At 44.7% G+C, this 14702-nt stretch carries 23 protein-coding genes; 12 read left to right on the forward strand and 11 right to left on the reverse strand.

Features of this window, described 5'->3' with window-relative positions; all coding sequences use genetic code 11:
* Window positions 1-72: 72 nt before the first annotated feature.
* The 4 genes from IMZ31_RS18790 to IMZ31_RS18805 all read right to left on the reverse strand — a co-directional run bounded on the left by IMZ31_RS18790 (window position 73) and on the right by IMZ31_RS18805 (window position 2654).
* On the reverse strand, window positions 73-219 hold the full coding sequence (locus IMZ31_RS18790; RefSeq protein ID WP_207531051.1) for a hypothetical protein: 147 nt from the start codon (window positions 217-219) through the stop codon (window positions 73-75).
* 15 nt (window positions 220-234) lie between these two features.
* Window positions 235-1146 carry an HD-GYP domain-containing protein gene (locus tag IMZ31_RS18795; RefSeq protein WP_207531053.1) on the reverse strand — a complete coding sequence of 304 codons (912 nt, stop codon included), beginning with the start codon at window positions 1144-1146 and terminating at the stop codon, window positions 235-237.
* A gap of 156 nt (window positions 1147-1302) precedes the next feature.
* Window positions 1303-2010 carry a thymidine kinase gene (locus IMZ31_RS18800; RefSeq protein ID WP_207531054.1) on the reverse strand — a complete coding sequence of 236 codons (708 nt, stop codon included), beginning with the start codon at window positions 2008-2010 and terminating at the stop codon, window positions 1303-1305.
* A 293-nt stretch (window positions 2011-2303) separates the two neighbouring features.
* Window positions 2304-2654, reverse strand: a complete 351-nt coding sequence (locus IMZ31_RS18805) for a hypothetical protein (protein WP_207531056.1) — start codon at window positions 2652-2654, stop codon at window positions 2304-2306.
* Between the two features lie 90 nt (window positions 2655-2744).
* On the opposite strand from IMZ31_RS18805, the gene IMZ31_RS24680 reads away from it, so the two are divergent.
* A complete protein-coding gene (locus tag IMZ31_RS24680; protein WP_256438040.1) occupies window positions 2745-2873 on the forward strand; it encodes a hypothetical protein in 129 nt (42 codons plus the stop codon).
* A 57-nt stretch (window positions 2874-2930) separates the two neighbouring features.
* Entirely contained in the window at window positions 2931-3182 is a 252-nt protein-coding gene (locus IMZ31_RS18810; RefSeq protein WP_207531057.1) for a hypothetical protein, read from the forward strand.
* 121 nt (window positions 3183-3303) lie between these two features.
* On the opposite strand, the gene IMZ31_RS18815 is transcribed toward IMZ31_RS18810, so the two are convergent.
* Window positions 3304-3771, reverse strand: a complete 468-nt coding sequence (locus IMZ31_RS18815) for a hypothetical protein (RefSeq protein ID WP_207531059.1) — start codon at window positions 3769-3771, stop codon at window positions 3304-3306.
* A gap of 130 nt (window positions 3772-3901) precedes the next feature.
* Here IMZ31_RS18815 and IMZ31_RS18820 point away from each other — a divergent pair, with 130 nt between their 5' ends.
* The 3 genes from IMZ31_RS18820 to IMZ31_RS18830 are packed head-to-tail and all read left to right on the forward strand — an operon-like array spanning window position 3902 to window position 4778.
* Window positions 3902-4123 carry a hypothetical protein gene (locus IMZ31_RS18820; protein WP_207531060.1) on the forward strand — a complete coding sequence of 74 codons (222 nt, stop codon included), beginning with the start codon at window positions 3902-3904 and terminating at the stop codon, window positions 4121-4123.
* Window positions 4120-4512, forward strand: coding sequence for a hypothetical protein (locus IMZ31_RS18825; protein WP_207531061.1), 393 nt, complete (start codon window positions 4120-4122; stop codon window positions 4510-4512). The genes IMZ31_RS18820 and IMZ31_RS18825 overlap by 4 nt, the downstream gene beginning before the upstream one ends.
* A 14-nt stretch (window positions 4513-4526) precedes the next feature.
* Window positions 4527-4778, forward strand: a complete 252-nt coding sequence (locus IMZ31_RS18830; RefSeq protein ID WP_207531063.1) for a hypothetical protein — start codon at window positions 4527-4529, stop codon at window positions 4776-4778.
* An 83-nt stretch (window positions 4779-4861) separates the two neighbouring features.
* Here the strand turns inward: IMZ31_RS18830 and IMZ31_RS18835 are convergent, their stop codons facing one another.
* Together IMZ31_RS18835 and IMZ31_RS18840 are read right to left on the reverse strand one after the other, a co-directional pair.
* Complete coding sequence (locus tag IMZ31_RS18835; protein ID WP_207531064.1) at window positions 4862-5737, reverse strand: hypothetical protein; 876 nt, start codon at window positions 5735-5737, stop codon at window positions 4862-4864.
* Window positions 5737-6198: a hypothetical protein gene (locus tag IMZ31_RS18840; protein WP_207531065.1), complete on the reverse strand. Its 462-nt coding sequence runs from the start codon at window positions 6196-6198 to the stop codon at window positions 5737-5739. Before IMZ31_RS18840 ends, IMZ31_RS18835 begins: the two co-directional genes overlap by 1 nt.
* Window positions 6199-6484: 286 nt before the next feature.
* On the opposite strand from IMZ31_RS18840, the gene IMZ31_RS18845 reads away from it, so the two are divergent.
* The 3 genes from IMZ31_RS18845 to IMZ31_RS18855 all read left to right on the forward strand — a co-directional run bounded on the left by IMZ31_RS18845 (window position 6485) and on the right by IMZ31_RS18855 (window position 7801).
* Entirely contained in the window at window positions 6485-6682 is a 198-nt protein-coding gene (locus IMZ31_RS18845) for a hypothetical protein (protein ID WP_207531066.1), read from the forward strand.
* Window positions 6660-7397 carry a hypothetical protein gene (locus tag IMZ31_RS18850; protein ID WP_207531067.1) on the forward strand — a complete coding sequence of 246 codons (738 nt, stop codon included), beginning with the start codon at window positions 6660-6662 and terminating at the stop codon, window positions 7395-7397. The genes IMZ31_RS18845 and IMZ31_RS18850 overlap by 23 nt, the downstream gene beginning before the upstream one ends.
* 104 nt (window positions 7398-7501) lie before the next feature.
* The gene (locus tag IMZ31_RS18855) at window positions 7502-7801 is read left to right on the forward strand and encodes a hypothetical protein (RefSeq protein WP_207531068.1); all 300 of its coding nucleotides are present in this window, start codon (window positions 7502-7504) and stop codon (window positions 7799-7801) included.
* Between the two features lie 148 nt (window positions 7802-7949).
* Here the strand turns inward: IMZ31_RS18855 and IMZ31_RS18860 are convergent, their stop codons facing one another.
* Window positions 7950-8165, reverse strand: a complete 216-nt coding sequence (locus IMZ31_RS18860) for a hypothetical protein (RefSeq protein ID WP_207531069.1) — start codon at window positions 8163-8165, stop codon at window positions 7950-7952.
* A gap of 88 nt (window positions 8166-8253) precedes the next feature.
* Between IMZ31_RS18860 and IMZ31_RS18865 the strand changes: the two genes are divergently transcribed.
* Window positions 8254-9417: an MFS transporter gene (locus IMZ31_RS18865; RefSeq protein WP_207531070.1), complete on the forward strand. Its 1164-nt coding sequence runs from the start codon at window positions 8254-8256 to the stop codon at window positions 9415-9417.
* 55 nt (window positions 9418-9472) lie between these two features.
* Here IMZ31_RS18865 and IMZ31_RS18870 read toward each other — a convergent pair whose 3' ends face one another.
* Window positions 9473-10105 (reverse strand): hypothetical protein, encoded by a 633-nt coding sequence (locus IMZ31_RS18870; RefSeq protein ID WP_207531071.1) that lies wholly within the window; start codon window positions 10103-10105, stop codon window positions 9473-9475.
* Window positions 10106-10260: 155 nt separating this feature from the next.
* Here IMZ31_RS18870 and IMZ31_RS18875 point away from each other — a divergent pair, with 155 nt between their 5' ends.
* The 3 genes from IMZ31_RS18875 to IMZ31_RS18885 all read left to right on the forward strand — a co-directional run bounded on the left by IMZ31_RS18875 (window position 10261) and on the right by IMZ31_RS18885 (window position 13358).
* Window positions 10261-10524, forward strand: coding sequence for a hypothetical protein (locus IMZ31_RS18875; RefSeq protein WP_207531072.1), 264 nt, complete (start codon window positions 10261-10263; stop codon window positions 10522-10524).
* Between the two features lie 327 nt (window positions 10525-10851).
* Window positions 10852-12444, forward strand: a complete 1593-nt coding sequence (locus IMZ31_RS18880) for an RNA-guided endonuclease TnpB family protein (RefSeq protein WP_207531074.1) — start codon at window positions 10852-10854, stop codon at window positions 12442-12444.
* 539 nt (window positions 12445-12983) lie between these two features.
* A complete protein-coding gene (locus tag IMZ31_RS18885; protein WP_207531075.1) occupies window positions 12984-13358 on the forward strand; it encodes a GP88 family protein in 375 nt (124 codons plus the stop codon).
* 55 nt (window positions 13359-13413) lie between these two features.
* On the opposite strand, the gene IMZ31_RS18890 is transcribed toward IMZ31_RS18885, so the two are convergent.
* Both IMZ31_RS18890 and IMZ31_RS18895 read right to left on the reverse strand, forming a co-directional pair.
* Window positions 13414-14175, reverse strand: coding sequence for a hypothetical protein (locus tag IMZ31_RS18890; protein ID WP_207531077.1), 762 nt, complete (start codon window positions 14173-14175; stop codon window positions 13414-13416).
* A gap of 234 nt (window positions 14176-14409) precedes the next feature.
* Window positions 14410-14610, reverse strand: a complete 201-nt coding sequence (locus IMZ31_RS18895) for a hypothetical protein (protein ID WP_207531078.1) — start codon at window positions 14608-14610, stop codon at window positions 14410-14412.
* Window positions 14611-14702 lie beyond the last annotated feature (92 nt).

Consider the following 14702-nt stretch of genomic DNA (forward strand, 5'->3'; position numbering starts at 1 on the left):
CAAAAACGCAGAGGGGAGAATGAAACCCCCTCTGCGTTTTATAGTGGTGTGGTTGACCGAATTATGTAGGTCCTAGTTGAAAAGTGTTACAGGTACGTTTTGAGTTTCCACATCGTTCGAAGGCGCTGTTTCTTCGCCATCAGCCAAAGCTGCGTTTGCAGAGAAACCAAGCGTCAGCATTAAAACCGTTAAAAGGGATACGATTAGTTTTTTCATCATTTTCCAACTCCTCTCTTAGTTTATTTTACAGATTTCGGGAAATAATGCAATAAAATCTTTTACTACGTCAGGATGAAACATGGTCCCCTTGTGCTTTTGGATTTCCTGGAGCGCTGCCTCTGGACTCATCGCCTTTCGGTAAGGACGGTCCGTAGTCATGGCATCATACGCATCGGCCACACTGACAATAGAAGAGAGCGGGGAGAGACGCGACCCGTCCAAACCGTTAGGGTAGCCTTTCCCGTCAAAGCGTTCGTGATGCTGTTCCACAATAGAAGCCGCCCGTTTCAGGTGAGGACTTGGTACCGTTTCGAGCATCTCACGGCCGAACGTTGGGTGTTTCTTCATGAGTGCCCATTCCTCCTCGGTCAGTTTGCCTGGTTTTTGGAGAACTTCTTCTGGAATGTGGATTTTGCCGATGTCATGAAGAAAACTCGCAAAATTAAGAGTACACATATCGTCAGGGGAAAGCTCCTGATGTTCGCCCATCATCATGCAGATTTTCATAATCCGCTTGCAATGATCGGCCGTATACCCGTCTTTCTCGGCTACTTCAATCGCCAGTTTCACCTTTTTTTGTACCTCATCAGAATAATACTGAAAAACAGGCTGTGAGGTAATGTATAAAAATTCGCTGTCCTCATGCGCCAAAAACACACACGCTTCCTCAACAGGGTGAGCAGCAAACGATTGGTGCGGAGTGAGCGTCCTTGATTCTGTTGAGGTGGAAAGCCCAAGTTCGCCTTCCAATACATAGACACTTTCAAGTGCGGTTACGCCTTCTGCTGGTTGCATCGCCCATCTTGCGCCTTTTTCAATACGATGGTGGATGACTTCTGTTCCGTCTCCTGAATTGATCAGACGGATTTCAACTCCGTCCATGGTCACATATTCAATTGGATGTGTTACGGATGTAATGCTATTCATGTTTTCGTCCCCTTTGCCCTTCGTTCCCGTCTATTATAACAAAAAATATCTAATACATGGTTGCGTAACCATTATTTACGAAAAATTTATAGAACAATGGACCTAGATGGAGATGGGAACGTAAAAAAAGCGAACAAATGTCCGCTCTTTTCGTCGTTATATGATGTTTTTTATCGATTGTTGGTTTTCTTTTTCCGCGCTCCGATGTTCAATCCTGTGACATGTCCGACAACGTGGCTCATACGCGTCACTCGCGCCAACGAGGATAATCGGATCTTCATAATAAGCAGGTTTTCCGTCTAAGAGGCGCTGGGTCATGGTGGAAGGAGAACCGCAAACGGCACAAATTCCCTTTAAATGATGCACTTCATCTGCAACCGCCATCAGATCTCCCATGGGCCCAAAGGCTTCCCCGCGGAAGTCTTTGCTTAATCCGCCCAGGATCACGTATCGGTTTTCACTTAAAAACTTCGTTACGGCTTCAATGATCTTCCATTTTCCATTCTTATCCTTATCGCTGAAAAACTGAGCTTCGTCAATCACGATCACACGGTAATCGTGTCTTGCTACTTCGTGTTGTATTCGGATGACAGAGTCTGTTGGAGTGGCGGGATAGGAACGTCCGCTATGACTCGTGATCGCTTCTTTATCATATCGGTCGTCAATGCCGTGTTTAAACACACCGATCGTGCGCTCGATAGCAGGTTCACCTCTTTTTTCTAACGTGGCCACCCGATTCTTTTCCTCGATCGAGATGGAATCGATATGTTTTAAGATGCCTTCTGTTTTCCCAGCAAACATGGATCCGCTTGAAATAACGGTTAATTCTCCGTAGTGGATACCTTTTAGTGGTCTTTGAAACATGGGGACGCCTCCTCTTTTTTTCTTGCACCTATTGTAGCAGAAGAAAGGGGGAAAGGAATGAAAAGAATCGTTTTCCCGAAAGAGGCAAACCCGTTGATTTCTTCCCATTTCTTGCGATATACTCTAGAAGAAGGAACTGTTAGGGGTTGCTTCAAGGTTCGTTATTGTTATTGTTGGGATTGGTATGTGGTGCCGACACACCAACAGAACCCCCACGCTCTCTAAGAGCGGGGGGTTTTTCGTTTATAGGAAAAGAAAAAAGCGAATCCCTTAGGGGTTCGCTTTTGGTTGCTTTATTTTCCCAGTGGTACGGTTACGATATACGTTTCTCCTGGTAATCGTTCAACAGAAGCGTAAACACTACCAAAAATTTTTTCTAACAGGATGTCCCGATTCACGAATTCTTCCTCAGGATGAAGCCCTAAACCTCTGATGGCTTCATACACATCATCATCTAATTCGTCTTCATCTAGTATTGCCACATGCACATCATAATCCTCTTCGTAGCACCCGACTGTAAGACTCACGTTGTGGCCCGTTTTCTCGTTCACAAATTTCTGTAATAAATCGGCAAACTCCCGTCCCGTGAATTCAAATACCTGAACCTCTCTCGGGGTATACCCATAATCCGTAGCGTACGACATACGTGATCATCCTTTCTCCTCGTTAATACCCCTAGTGTAGCATTGAATCCTGATCGCAGGGGAAAACTGTTAGGAAAAAGGGGGGATCTCATGAAAATCGTGTTGAATAAGGAGCAGACACAAAAATTCTTTGACGCGCTGCATCCGTCTGCGGTTCGAATCGTAAAAGAGAGGAAGAAAAAGAAGCGAGAGAAGAAAGAAGGGGAAGAAAAAGAATGATTTTTTATCCCGTCTCTCAAAAAGCGGTGACATAATAGGTTGGGGGAGGTGATCACCGTGAATGGGGGAGGGGTCATAGAGAGGGAAGCAAACGTTTCGCCTGTTGAACAGGCGGTTCTGGTCGGGTTTTTCGCAAACTCTGAAAGCATCAGGGGGCTCGTATGCGAATCCTTTCGTTTAAAACTTGAAGGCGAAGGGTTTCAAATTATGTTCGGGGATGAGTATTACATGATTTGTGACAGAGAAGCAGGGGACCAGAAAAAGATTGTAAGAAAAGAGTTTTTAATAGGATTAATGCGAAGTGCTTAGTCTGACTTGTATGATTAAACCGCATTTTGCGGTTTTTTTTACGTTCGGAGTTGCTACTTACTAGGAGGCAAGTATGCGCGTTCCCTTTCTCCCAATGAAAAACCCCTCTTCTGTAAAGGGGTTATTCGCCGCCAAGATCAAACGTCGTCTTCAGCTTAGCTTCCAGTTTTTTCTCTAATCGGTTTCGTAAATTCTCTTTCATTTTTTCGGTTTCCTCTTCTGTGATTGCTGTAATCTCGCGCTTAATGTCATCTTTATAATACGTAATGCCGTTTAAAACCTCACTTTCTAACGCGGCTGCATACTGGTCTACTTCCTCTCCTGCGTTCAAAATCGTCTGTTCTTTGAACTGAAGCAGATCATCAACAGCCCCATCCACATTCTCATCCACCATCATTTCCATACTGTTTATGGTTTCTGTCTCTTTTTTGGCCATATCGTTTGTGGTTTCTTCTTTGAACAGATCGGTTATTCGTTCCATTAACGATGAGAGCCCTACACCCCATTGGGTTTTCGCATACACCGAACCTCCTCCGATCAAAAGCATGGCGGCAAGGGTTAATGAAACCCATTTTTTCTTCATCTTCACGTTCATCCCTCCTTTCAGATTAAAGATTCGACTCTTCCCGCTTTCTTCCTCAATCTTTCTGGAACTTTTTGCCCCGAATCCTCCGTTTCGCTCTATAATGAGGAGGGAAGAAATCAGAAAGGGTGATCATATGAACGAAAACCTAACGATTCCGTTCTGGTCAGCACTCGAGCATTACAACCGATGGCAGGAGGAAAAGCAGCAAATCCTGCGTTTGATTGTGGACGGTGAAGAGGATTCTGAAACGCTGTTGGAACTCCAAAAGCGATTAAAAAAGATTGAAGGCTGGATACGAAATTTGAACAAAATGAACGTGGATGGGTCTTTCCTGACGGAGAAAGTGGAATCATGAAACGCATCTGTCAGATGCAGACGTTCCCAAAACCAATTATGGAAATCATCCACACGAAAGTACGCGTGTTGCCTCATCATAACCGTTTTGCCATTCACGGTACACCAGGATGGAAGGTCAATACACACGAATCCGCTCTAAAGGCGTACGATAAACTCAAAACCCACGCCAAAAGATGGGGAGGAGATGTGACTCTCGTTCATGACTATTTCAAGGAAAGCGAAAAACCAAGTACCTGTTTTCTTGTGGTCGAAATCACTGGAGAAGTCGCCTATGAAACCGAACGGGCCATTCTCTGGATGAGAGGCAGCAAGGAATCATGGCTGAGAAACAGTGTCGTATTCCAATATTGGTGGAAACGGAACAAAAGAGGCATACCAACCTACTAAAGGAGAGATGGATGATGAAAACACTTGAAAACTGGCGAGGCGGACTGATGGAGTATTTGGAAGTTGGGGACACGGTAGATCAGGCGATGGCGGATTATTTTGTAGATTGTTTGCCACCTGCCAGGGATACAGGGAAATTGATTCAGCTTGGTGAACCGTATTCCTTTTCAGACGAAGGGAAATCAACCTACGCAACACTCGCTAAAGAAGACGGGGAATGGGTCTTTAAAGGAGCCTGTCACGTTGGTGAGACCATCGCGAGATAAAAGAAAACAATGAATCGATTAGAAAAAGAGCCTCCCACAAGGCTCTTTTTTTATGAAAGAAATTAAAATCGAGCAAACAATCCTCACGGATCGCACTTTATCACGCGTTCTAATTCTTTCAGGCGATCTAGTAACGCTTGTTCAAACGCTTCTTCCGACATATTCAGTATCGGAGGAGGATCCGTTCTTTCTTGCAGGGATCGCAATTCCTTCAAAAACCCTTCTTCATCCCGTTCCTTCAGACGCTCCATATTCACTTCATCTAGTGGGGTTTCTTCTCCTGTTAACACGTCCACATGGCGTAAAGAGATTGGAAAAACCCGTTCATGATAAGATACGGAAAGCTCCGCTTCTCCATAAGGACCAGGAAGAACGTCGATTCTAACTTTTTTCGGATCTCCATCGAACGAGAGGAGGTGCGCTTTTTTCGCGTAGGCATCATTCCGCCCCCAACCGTGAACCGCTTCTTCGACCGAAAGATGAATGTGCGGGTAGGAGGAATACGTCTTATGATTGAGTCCGTGTTCCCTGTGTAAATCAAGCAGATGGTACCGTTCCCCATCACTGAATGTATAGGGAGCATACGTATCGGTCTTGATGTATAGCGGGAGAGGACCAGGCTGCTTATCTAACTGTTCTTTCAACTCCTCCCGAGTTTCCGATAAAACAAGGAAGCGTGCAAGAGCTTCACGATCAATCAACCCCTCTCTTGTCACCGAGAGTGTGATCACGTCATCATCACTCCAGATGTCGTAGTGACCTGTGAAAAACGCGTGGCACTTCTTACAGTAAAAGGATTGTCCCCCTTCACTTACCCCGTTCCCATCCGTCTCATAACACACGAGAAAAGGGTGATGAATATGAAAAAGATCCATAAACCAATCAAGGGAAACGTCAGAAAACCGTTCCTCTCCGATCGTTCTTTGAATCGGAAGGCAATGTTCGCAAAATCGTTTCATCAGAGGTCTCCTCTCTTCCTATTTTTATTTGAAATGGTGCCATCCCATGTTTGATTCACCTTTTTTCCTTGTTTTTTAAACAGAGGAAGGGATCTTTTCTGGTTCTGCCATCTTCTTTGGGTTTCTTTCTTCCTTATTCCTTCTCTTTCTTCTTCATACTCCCATTTTTCAATCGATTGAGCGATCAGGGCAACATAGTCAGGATTCTCGGGTAATTCGGAGCGTTTGTACTCATAGTGTCGGAAACGTGTGGGTTCACGAAAAATCCCTGTGTAAAGATGAAGTCTGACCAAAAAGGCATCGTCGCTTCTTTGAAACGTGACCTTCGCTGTATACGTCTGGTCCCCTTTGAGGACCTTTCGTTTTTTCAACAGGGTGGGTTCATATCGGATGTCGGTTACAATTTCCATTACAAGGATTACAGTCAAGATTGCAACAGATAAAACCCCAAAAAACACCATACTATTCCCCCCTTTTTTATTCCAATGGACTTCAGTATAGCGGAAAAATGCGAGGAAACGAATAGGTGATATCTTTCGTTTCGAATGAGTAGGATAGTTAGGGACAATTGAGCCAGTAGTACAGGGGATCCCGAGCTAAGAAGCATTACAAGGATTAAAGGTTTTTTTTGAACGACGCGGGAATCAGGGTGATACAATAAAATGACAAGAACACGTCATAGCGAGAGGAAAATGATAAGAGACCTGACTCCTATCGAAAAAACAGGCATCTGAAAGGAGAAAAGTTATGGAAAACGGTTATCGCGTTGTGGTAAAAAAACTGGATGACGAAAACTACCGAGAACCATTTGAACTCACAGAGAGCTTACGAAGAGCAGAACGGGTTGAACGTGGGGTTCACATTAATCTGAATCATGGCTGTTACTACACAGTTATTGAACATGTTGAGGGTGGCCAGACGGTTGAAACGATCGAAAACTATTAAAGAGAGGGATGATCTTATGTTTTGGTATGCGATTATCGATGAACGCACAATGGAATTAAAAGCGATTACGCAAGGAGCGTATGAAGCGGCGGTTAGCTTTCAGGATGGATTAGACAGCCAGCAAACGCGACTCCTTACCCTGAGCGAACATAAGGGATGGAGAGAGCGCGTGTTTCCTGAGTCAACTGAAGAAACGGGTCCTCAATCACACTTTCATGCCGTTTTGTACGGTGAAGACAAACGGCTTATTGCCATTACTGAAGCGGATAGCAGTGAAAACGCGATGAGGAAGATCCGAAACTCAATGGGGCTTTCTCAATTGGAGGTACTGGAGTTAAACGAATATGTAGACTGGGCAGAAGAACGAATCCCGCTTGGGAAACGGTCCAGAATCGAAACAGAAAGAGGAATGGTAACAGCGATGCTTCGGGAAGATCCCCACCATACGTGGTATGAAAATGGTGCAGGTGTTATCGAGTATACGCTGAGTGGTGCCATTGAAGGGGTAGCTGAGGTATTATTCGATGTAGGGGAGTTTAATGGATGCCTCTCTTTTGTTCCAACAGATGAGAAGGATCATATTCCTGATTCGTTCCTGCTGCCTGAGAGTGAATATATGAAACAGTACCCAGAGACATTCCGCTACAAGATGCAACGATTCCTTGAAGAGGAAGCCGAACAAGATTTCAAACGATTGTTTGCCAAATACGCCTGATCTAACGTATCGGAGCCACTCCTTATCAGGATTGGTTCTTTTTTTCGTGAATGGGAGGAGAATCCCTGTACAATAGAAAAAACGTGAAAGGTGTGGAGAGTCTTTTGAACAAAACACAAATCGTGACGAATCAACCTATCCAAGGAGACATGACGGAACTGTTAAGCGGCCTTTTTGTACGAGAGATGACCTTATCCCCTGAGGAAAAGAAAGAGAGAAACAGGCGAAAGGACGAGCATGGAGAAATCAAACGGCGCCGCTACGCGGTTCTCCAGAACGTGTGCCCGAGCTGTAAGGGACGCCTGAAACGAGGCAAGAAAGTGAAAGCTTACGGATATAAAAGACTATGGCACTGTCTTTCCTGCCAGGAACGATTCACAGAGGACGGGAACCCAGCCGAATAATAAGGGATCGACTTATTCAATATGGATGCTTACAAAGACACAATCAGAAACCCCGAGCGAAAAAGAATGATCAGGCTGCTCAAACAGGGGCTGGGGCTTGAAAGACCCTTCCAGGAAAATAAATGAATGATTGCAAAAAGGCGACTGATCAGTCGCCTTTTTCCTTTCCCCCGTCCGTTAACGCGAATACGAGCCCGATGCCAAAGACCAACATCCCCCCAAGCATCACACCAAACCCGATGCCTGCATATAGGCTAAAAGATAGTCCTTCTTTTATAAACCCGATAATCAAAAGGATGAAAGCGATAAAAAGCAGGGTGTAGCTCAGACGGGTGCATATCTCTAAACTTGTATGTTTTTTCATAATGATCTCTCCCCTGACAGAAGTCTACTGTTATGAATTGAAGGAAACCCTCGTATATCCTTCAAATCCATAAAGAGGTGAGGATTCTGTGAAACTATCAAAAGAAATCAAAATGCTGCTTGTGAATACAGTGGCTCATCGGTTTATCGCAATCTATGCTTCGATCTTTGTGAACCTGTATGTTTGGATGAAGGACGGGGCCCTATTTGATATAGCCCTGCTAAACGCGATCACGTTAGGTTTGTGGGGGTTGTCATACCTATGGGGGACAAGGCTTCTTTACCTCTGGAACAACAGGGGTGTCATGTTGTTGGGCGCATGTTGTTCAGCCGTAGCCTTTTTGCTATTGCCTTTCGGGGAGGGGTTGCCTCAAATCACTCACATCTTGCTGGTTGGCGGGGCATTGGGGTTGTTTCAAGGGTTTTATTACAGCGCGAAAAATATAACGCTCGTTCAGTTCGGGGAAGAAGAAACGTTTCATGCTTTTTTCTCAGCAGCAGCGGTTATTGCCCAGTCAGTTAATCTTCTTGCACCGATTCTTTCGGGTCTCTTCATTTACGTGTGGGGATTTCATTCTTCCTTCTTCTTTATGGTGCTATGCAGTTCCATTTTGGCGATCACAATCCTGTTTATCCCCTACTTTTCCATGAGTCAAAAACCTTATCAACCTATGAAAATAGGAGAAGCCTTCCGTTCTCCTTCTTTGACATGGCTAGGGGTTTCGTATGTAGCGGGAGGGTTTTTTCGCCAGTTTCAATCCCTTTTCCTGATTGTGTTTACCTTTACGGTGACCCAGCACGAAGTATGGGTTGCGCTTTTAAATACGCTATACGTCATTCTCACGATTCTTTCCATCAAAGTCTACAAGAAAATGAAGCGTGTAAGCGACATTGCCTGGCTCTATTTTGGAATTACCGTCATCACCCTGGGATACAGTTTTGTTTTTCTGGGGAGCACGTTCTTCCTGATCCTCGCAAACATCCTGACGACAATCGGCATGTATTACTTCAACACGATTTATGTCTCGCAGCAATTCCAAATTCTGCACAGGGCAACCTTTGAAGAAAGAGTACATTTGTTCTCCTGGAGAGAGGTTGTGACGGTTACATCGCGTGTCCTTCTGCTCCTTATTGCGATGACGATGGGGGCGATGGAGGGGGTTGGTTTCGCTGTGATCATGGCACTGGCGATCCTTTGCGGGTTCCTGGTTCCTTATTTGCAAAAGAAAGCGCTAGAAACGAAAGGTTCATGAGAGCCGTATTCAGTGTTTGATACAAAAACTCACGCAAATGGCGTGAGTTTTTTTGTTATATTACTGGAACAATATCTTCATTTTCTGTAATTCGGAATCCGTTGCAGAATTGTTTAGCTCCGTTTCCGTAGCGTTTATAAAACGAACGGTAGGCTTCGGGATCTTTGACGTTTTTGTAGTTGTCAGGGTAAGGGGATCCTATAAGAAACGTCAGGTTGTCGTATTCTTTCATTTCGAAAGAAAAGGCATCAATGATCCTCTCAAACGTTTCAGGAGACCGCCCCATGGTCTTGTAATCATCCTCCAAAAGGTCTAGGTTTTCGATCAAAACGTAAGAGGGGAACCCTCCAAATTTCTCATAATGACCAAAGATACGACCCTCGAATTCTGCTGGAGTAAGCACGTCTCGCTCAACAATGGAGAAGGCGTCGAGGTTCAGAGTGCCCTGAAGTTCTAAAAGATAATCGGATACAGATTGCTCCCCAGCAATATAGAGAACATGTTGACCTTCATCTGACAAGGATTGCGCCTGTCGAATCATCCATGTTTCGTGAGGATAAAGCGCAGAATCTTCTTCCCCGACACTTGAGAAAAGGTTCCAGGTTCCTTTTGGCAGGGGTGCACCAGCATGGTGTTCAAGTTCCTCTAACGTTCGCATCGGTTTCTGTTCTGAAATACGGTTTTTCATAGACGATCATCCTTTCCATCTTCCTTATATTTGTCCTAGATTAGCACGAAATGAGGGAGTGGGGAGAGGAAAGCCAACCTTTTTCACTCAATGAAACCCCAATTACATACTATAAAAGAGGTGCGCATATAGTGTAGAGAAAGGGGAAGATAGATTTGATGACTCAACATAGCATGGAAATGGTTCGACGCTCTCTTTTGGAAGAAGCCTCTAAGAACGTGATCGTATGGGATTGGGTACACCAGGGTATTCCCGCGAAAACCTCAACAGCCCGCGAACGTCTTATGTCAGGCGAGAAAGAAATCCGTTCTTACACGTACAACCCTAAACCGTCACAACCTGAACATATTGGAATTTTTGGCAAAACGGGCATGGGGCAAACCATGATCACGAAGCGAACCGTAAAGGTGAGTCCATAAGGACTCACCTTTTTTGGATCTCATCTTCATATCACTCCTACGCCCTTCATAAGGTATAGCACGGAATAGGAGTGGTCACATGTATCTGTTAAGCATCGGAGAGGATAGTCCAAAAGGATACAAGGGAGAAAAGCTCGGTTTTTTGACCATATCTTTGAGGCGACGCAAGCTCCCTCTAAATCTTTGGTTTAGGTAGACAAGCGGGAATCCTCGGTATTTCAATGCCGAGATGAAAGCGACCATGTGTTGGGGTTGGTTTCTTTTTTCGACGTTATAAAAATGGCTTTTTCCACATATACTATATGTATGAAAGAAAGGAGGGTAAGCATGGCCACCAAAACGAAGTCGGTTTTTTTATATGGAAACCCAACGAAGGTTAAAGGGGAGTGTTTTCGGGAAACCCAAAAAGCTTTTACCGCGCTTGTCAACTTCTTTATAAACGAGATGGTTCAGGATGAAACCTACACGCTTGATCTCCTGAATAACAATAAGAAGTCCTCACGGATCAAAGGGTTTGAAAAAGCGAAACGACATACTCACCCCCTCGGTTCAGCGTACGGACAAAACGCCATAGATTACGCTGTTAAAGAACTTCATAACCATCTTATACGCATCAAAAACAAACTTTATGGGTATGTCGTTCACAAAGAAGAACGCCTTAAACCCTACCTTCAGTCCATCGGACTGTTCCATGCGTGCATACGGGATGAGGATGAAATGGAAACCCTTCAAAAGCTCATTCAAAACGAACAGGATAAGAAAAACCTTCAAGAGGAAACCCTTCAATTCTATCAAGATCTGTACAAAACCTTACTAAGTTTCTCGGCGGAGGAACGACGTCAGCACCGAGAAGACGTTCGTATGCTGTATCGGGAAAAACTCGAAAACTGGAAACTTCCTTTTGTTAAAAAGGCCACCGTACAACTGGACACGCGAGTATGCTCGCTCGAAAAATCAGAGGATACTTGTAGTGATTATGTCCTCCGCGTCAAGTTGCTAGGGAGCTCGAAGTGGATTAAGATGCCCGTAACGGGCAGCCGACGTGGTTTAAGGCGATTAGACCAGTATAAAATGTGCTCTCCCTCGTTTTTCCTTCGGAACGGAAAACTAAAGGTAACCGTACCGTTTAAAAAGAAAACGAGAACCTATAAAACGAAAAACGTGATCGGTCTGGATGCAGGAATAACCGATTTATTGTATTCCTCAGAAGGAGAACAATACGGTAGTTTCAAAGGGATGGACCATTTTTATAATGAAAAAGTGCAGCCGAAGCTCCATATGCGTTCTAACCTCCGAAACAAAATGCGATCCTATCAAAAAGAGCTGCACAGGGACGGGGTTACAGAAGAACGTAAAGCTGTCTTACGTGAGAAAATCCATCACATGGCTTCCATGTTACACGGACAGAAAAAGGTATCGAAATGCCGACGCGTCTATGCTCATGAGGTGAACCGAAGGCTAAACGAAGCTGTAAACGGAGTGATGGGGACGATTCAAAACCGCAAGGTGCTGGTGGCGATGGAATCGCTTGACCTGACAGAATTTGACCGAGGGAAAACAAGCAACAGACGAGACTCCTCCTGGATCAGAGGAAAACTAATTGGGAAGCTGCAAGAAAAGCTCGATTGGAAGGGAATCGCTTTTAAAGAAGTCGATCCTGCTTATACGTCTAAAGCATGTCCTGTTTGTCATCATATTGACGATTGTAACCGAAACGGGAAGACGTTTGAATGTACCGTGTGCTTTCATACGTCTGATGCGGATTACAATGCCAGCGTCAATATCGCCCTTCGGGCTCTAGATGAAGAATTGGAAACCATCTCGAAAGACTATGCCTATCAAAAGAAAAAACGCCATGATCGAATCAAGGCGTTGTACCGAAAACGGCATAAGGCTTATATACAGAAGTTATCAGCTTAAAGCTGGTAACCATATGAACCTCTTATCCTGATTGATCAGGAGACAATCTTCGAGACACCCGTAAGGGTCAATCCGAAGGTGCATACACCTTGTTCCTCGGTTGGGACGCGTCGCTTCTGTACGGACGGTTCCATTGAAAAAACAGGGGATGCTCGGTATTTCGAATGCCGAGAGGTTCACACCGTATTTAAGGATAATCGAAGCTCCCTCTAAGTGCGTAGCATTTAGGGGGAGAGGTTCACAGGAGTATTATATCTCGCTCCGTCTGATATGAGCGGGGTTATGAATGTATGTCCCATGGCGAAACGGGCAGGATGCGAGAAAGCATGTCTCAATACAGCAGGATTCGGCTCATTCGATCGGGTTCAACGAGCTCGTGTGAAGCGCACACTATGGTTATATGAGGACGAACAGGGCTTTTTGAACGAGCTCGTGAAAAATATAGCATTCCTCGTCCGAATAGCTAAAAAAAAGACCTGATTCCAGCCGTTCGCCTGAACGGAACGAGCGATCTGTTATGGGAAAACAAACCTATAACGGTGACAGAAGAAACGGCGAAAAAAGCAGGGGTCAGAAGCGGGGAATATCCTCACTTGTTCGACGTATTCCCGCAAATCCAATTCTACGATTATACGAAAATGGCGGGGCGAAGGGTGCCCAAGAATTATGATTTGACCTTTTCGTACAGCGGCATCGAAACGTATCAGCATCAGGTGAAACGAGCGGTGAAGGAAGGGATGAGAATGGCTGTCGTATTCAGACATCGGGACAAAATTCCCGACACGTTTATGGGGATGAAGGTCGTGTCAGGTGATGACAGTGATGTTCGTTTTATCGAGCCAGAAGGAACGATTGTCTCCTTGTACGCAAAAGGAAAAGCCAAAGAAGATACGACAGGGTTTGTCGTCGGATAAGAAAAAGCCTCGCTAATAAGCGGGGCTTTTGTTGTTTTTACTGCATATGTTTCGTCTAGTCCACTACCCGAAAGCCGTAAAATCCAGAGTGATCACACTTCGGACATCCGCCACCACGGCATATCGAACATTCGTCGTGATCGTCGTAAGAGTCCCATTCATCTTCAGATTTCGTTTCTTCTGGAATCAAGAAAGAAAAGAGGGAATGGTTTTCGTCTTTTGAGAGGAAGGACAGTTCCATTTCATACCTCACATTATGAACATCGAATCGTTCTCCCGTCTCTTCTATAAGATACAACCCTTCTCCCATATGAGAAGCGGGGAGTTCGAACCTTTCCTTCGCGCCAAAGGTACGAACAGACCCCCATATATGATTCTGCCAGTCTCCGTTTTCATTCGTTTCAAGGGCTATTCGTTTTACGGACAGACCCTCCGAAAGGATGCAGGCGAAGGGGCTTCCGTTTTTCCAATCTTCGGTTTCTTTCGCATCCAAGCCTTCTGTAAACCGTTCCAACGAAAACGGTTCTCCACTCCCGTGTTGGCGATGTTCTGGAGGAATGTTTTCCTCTACCACGTTTGCAATAAGGTGAAGCGCTTTACGGGTCAGGGGATCATAGGCTTCATTGTTGGGGTGTCGCGGCATCAATCCGTTCATATAGACGTCCCATAGTTCATCGCGCGTTTTTCCTTGCTGGGGTGTCAGAAAATCATCCAGCGCTTTCGTTTGGAAATCAAAATAATTCATGGTCCTTAAGAGATGGAACAACCCGCTTGCCACCCGTCTGAACTTTTCTTTTTTGGTCACAACGATTTCCATACACTCAGCTCCTGTCCTTTTTTCTTATTGTATCAGTAAAAAAAAGGGGGGCTCTGAAAAAGAGGAAGAAGGAAAAGATAGTTGGAATGTGCCCGCTCCTTCTCCTGGTTGTGCACTCAGGATATGGTCATCGATCTTTTTCATCGGCACGTTGGTCGCTTATTTTCTCGTATTCTGGTCTGCACTGGTATAAGGAAGACTTACTAAAAGAAAAAACCACATGATCATGTGGTTTTATAGTGGCGTTATAATATCTTTGTCAACAAAAGTGGTAACACCGAAATCAGGACCGACTTGTTCAAGATTGACGAGGGCCTGTGTTCCTGTCCCCCAATCTACAATTTTTCCCTCAGATGCCACGCGGTACTCATCATCTCCCCAAACAACAGGACCTGAAACTTTGACTTGTAAACCTTCTTTTCGTAATGGTTTCATACTACTCATCCTCTCGTATTCTTGTCATATCCTTGTCATTATAAAAGGAAATTATTGAAAGTGGGGGTTTTTCATCATAAAAAGCGAAAGCA

Source organism: Pontibacillus sp. ALD_SL1, from assembly GCF_017355605.1.

Excerpts from the sequence above, each read along its gene's own strand:
- IMZ31_RS18825 (WP_207531061.1), top strand. The coding sequence starts at position 4,120 with ATGAAACGCATCTGTCAGATGCAGACGTTCCCAAAACCAATTATGGAA.
- IMZ31_RS24680 (WP_256438040.1), top strand. The coding sequence starts at position 2,745 with ATGAAAATCGTGTTGAATAAGGAGCAGACACAAAAATTCTTTGACGCG.
- IMZ31_RS18820 (WP_207531060.1), top strand. The coding sequence starts at position 3,902 with ATGAACGAAAACCTAACGATTCCGTTCTGGTCAGCACTCGAGCATTAC.
- IMZ31_RS18830 (WP_207531063.1), top strand. The coding sequence starts at position 4,527 with ATGAAAACACTTGAAAACTGGCGAGGCGGACTGATGGAGTATTTGGAA.
- IMZ31_RS18835 (WP_207531064.1), bottom strand. The coding sequence starts at position 5,737 with ATGAAACGATTTTGCGAACATTGCCTTCCGATTCAAAGAACGATCGGA.
- IMZ31_RS18880 (WP_207531074.1), top strand. The coding sequence starts at position 10,852 with ATGGCCACCAAAACGAAGTCGGTTTTTTTATATGGAAACCCAACGAAG.
- IMZ31_RS18840 (WP_207531065.1), bottom strand. The coding sequence starts at position 6,198 with ATGGTGTTTTTTGGGGTTTTATCTGTTGCAATCTTGACTGTAATCCTT.
- IMZ31_RS18870 (WP_207531071.1), bottom strand. The coding sequence starts at position 10,105 with ATGAAAAACCGTATTTCAGAACAGAAACCGATGCGAACGTTAGAGGAA.
- IMZ31_RS18790 (WP_207531051.1), bottom strand. The coding sequence starts at position 219 with ATGATGAAAAAACTAATCGTATCCCTTTTAACGGTTTTAATGCTGACG.
- IMZ31_RS18860 (WP_207531069.1), bottom strand. The coding sequence starts at position 8,165 with ATGAAAAAACATACAAGTTTAGAGATATGCACCCGTCTGAGCTACACC.
- IMZ31_RS18795 (WP_207531053.1), bottom strand. The coding sequence starts at position 1,146 with ATGAATAGCATTACATCCGTAACACATCCAATTGAATATGTGACCATG.
- IMZ31_RS18805 (WP_207531056.1), bottom strand. The coding sequence starts at position 2,654 with ATGTCGTACGCTACGGATTATGGGTATACCCCGAGAGAGGTTCAGGTA.
- IMZ31_RS18890 (WP_207531077.1), bottom strand. The coding sequence starts at position 14,175 with ATGGAAATCGTTGTGACCAAAAAAGAAAAGTTCAGACGGGTGGCAAGC.
- IMZ31_RS18895 (WP_207531078.1), bottom strand. The coding sequence starts at position 14,610 with ATGAAACCATTACGAAAAGAAGGTTTACAAGTCAAAGTTTCAGGTCCT.
- IMZ31_RS18800 (WP_207531054.1), bottom strand. The coding sequence starts at position 2,010 with ATGTTTCAAAGACCACTAAAAGGTATCCACTACGGAGAATTAACCGTT.
- IMZ31_RS18845 (WP_207531066.1), top strand. The coding sequence starts at position 6,485 with ATGGAAAACGGTTATCGCGTTGTGGTAAAAAAACTGGATGACGAAAAC.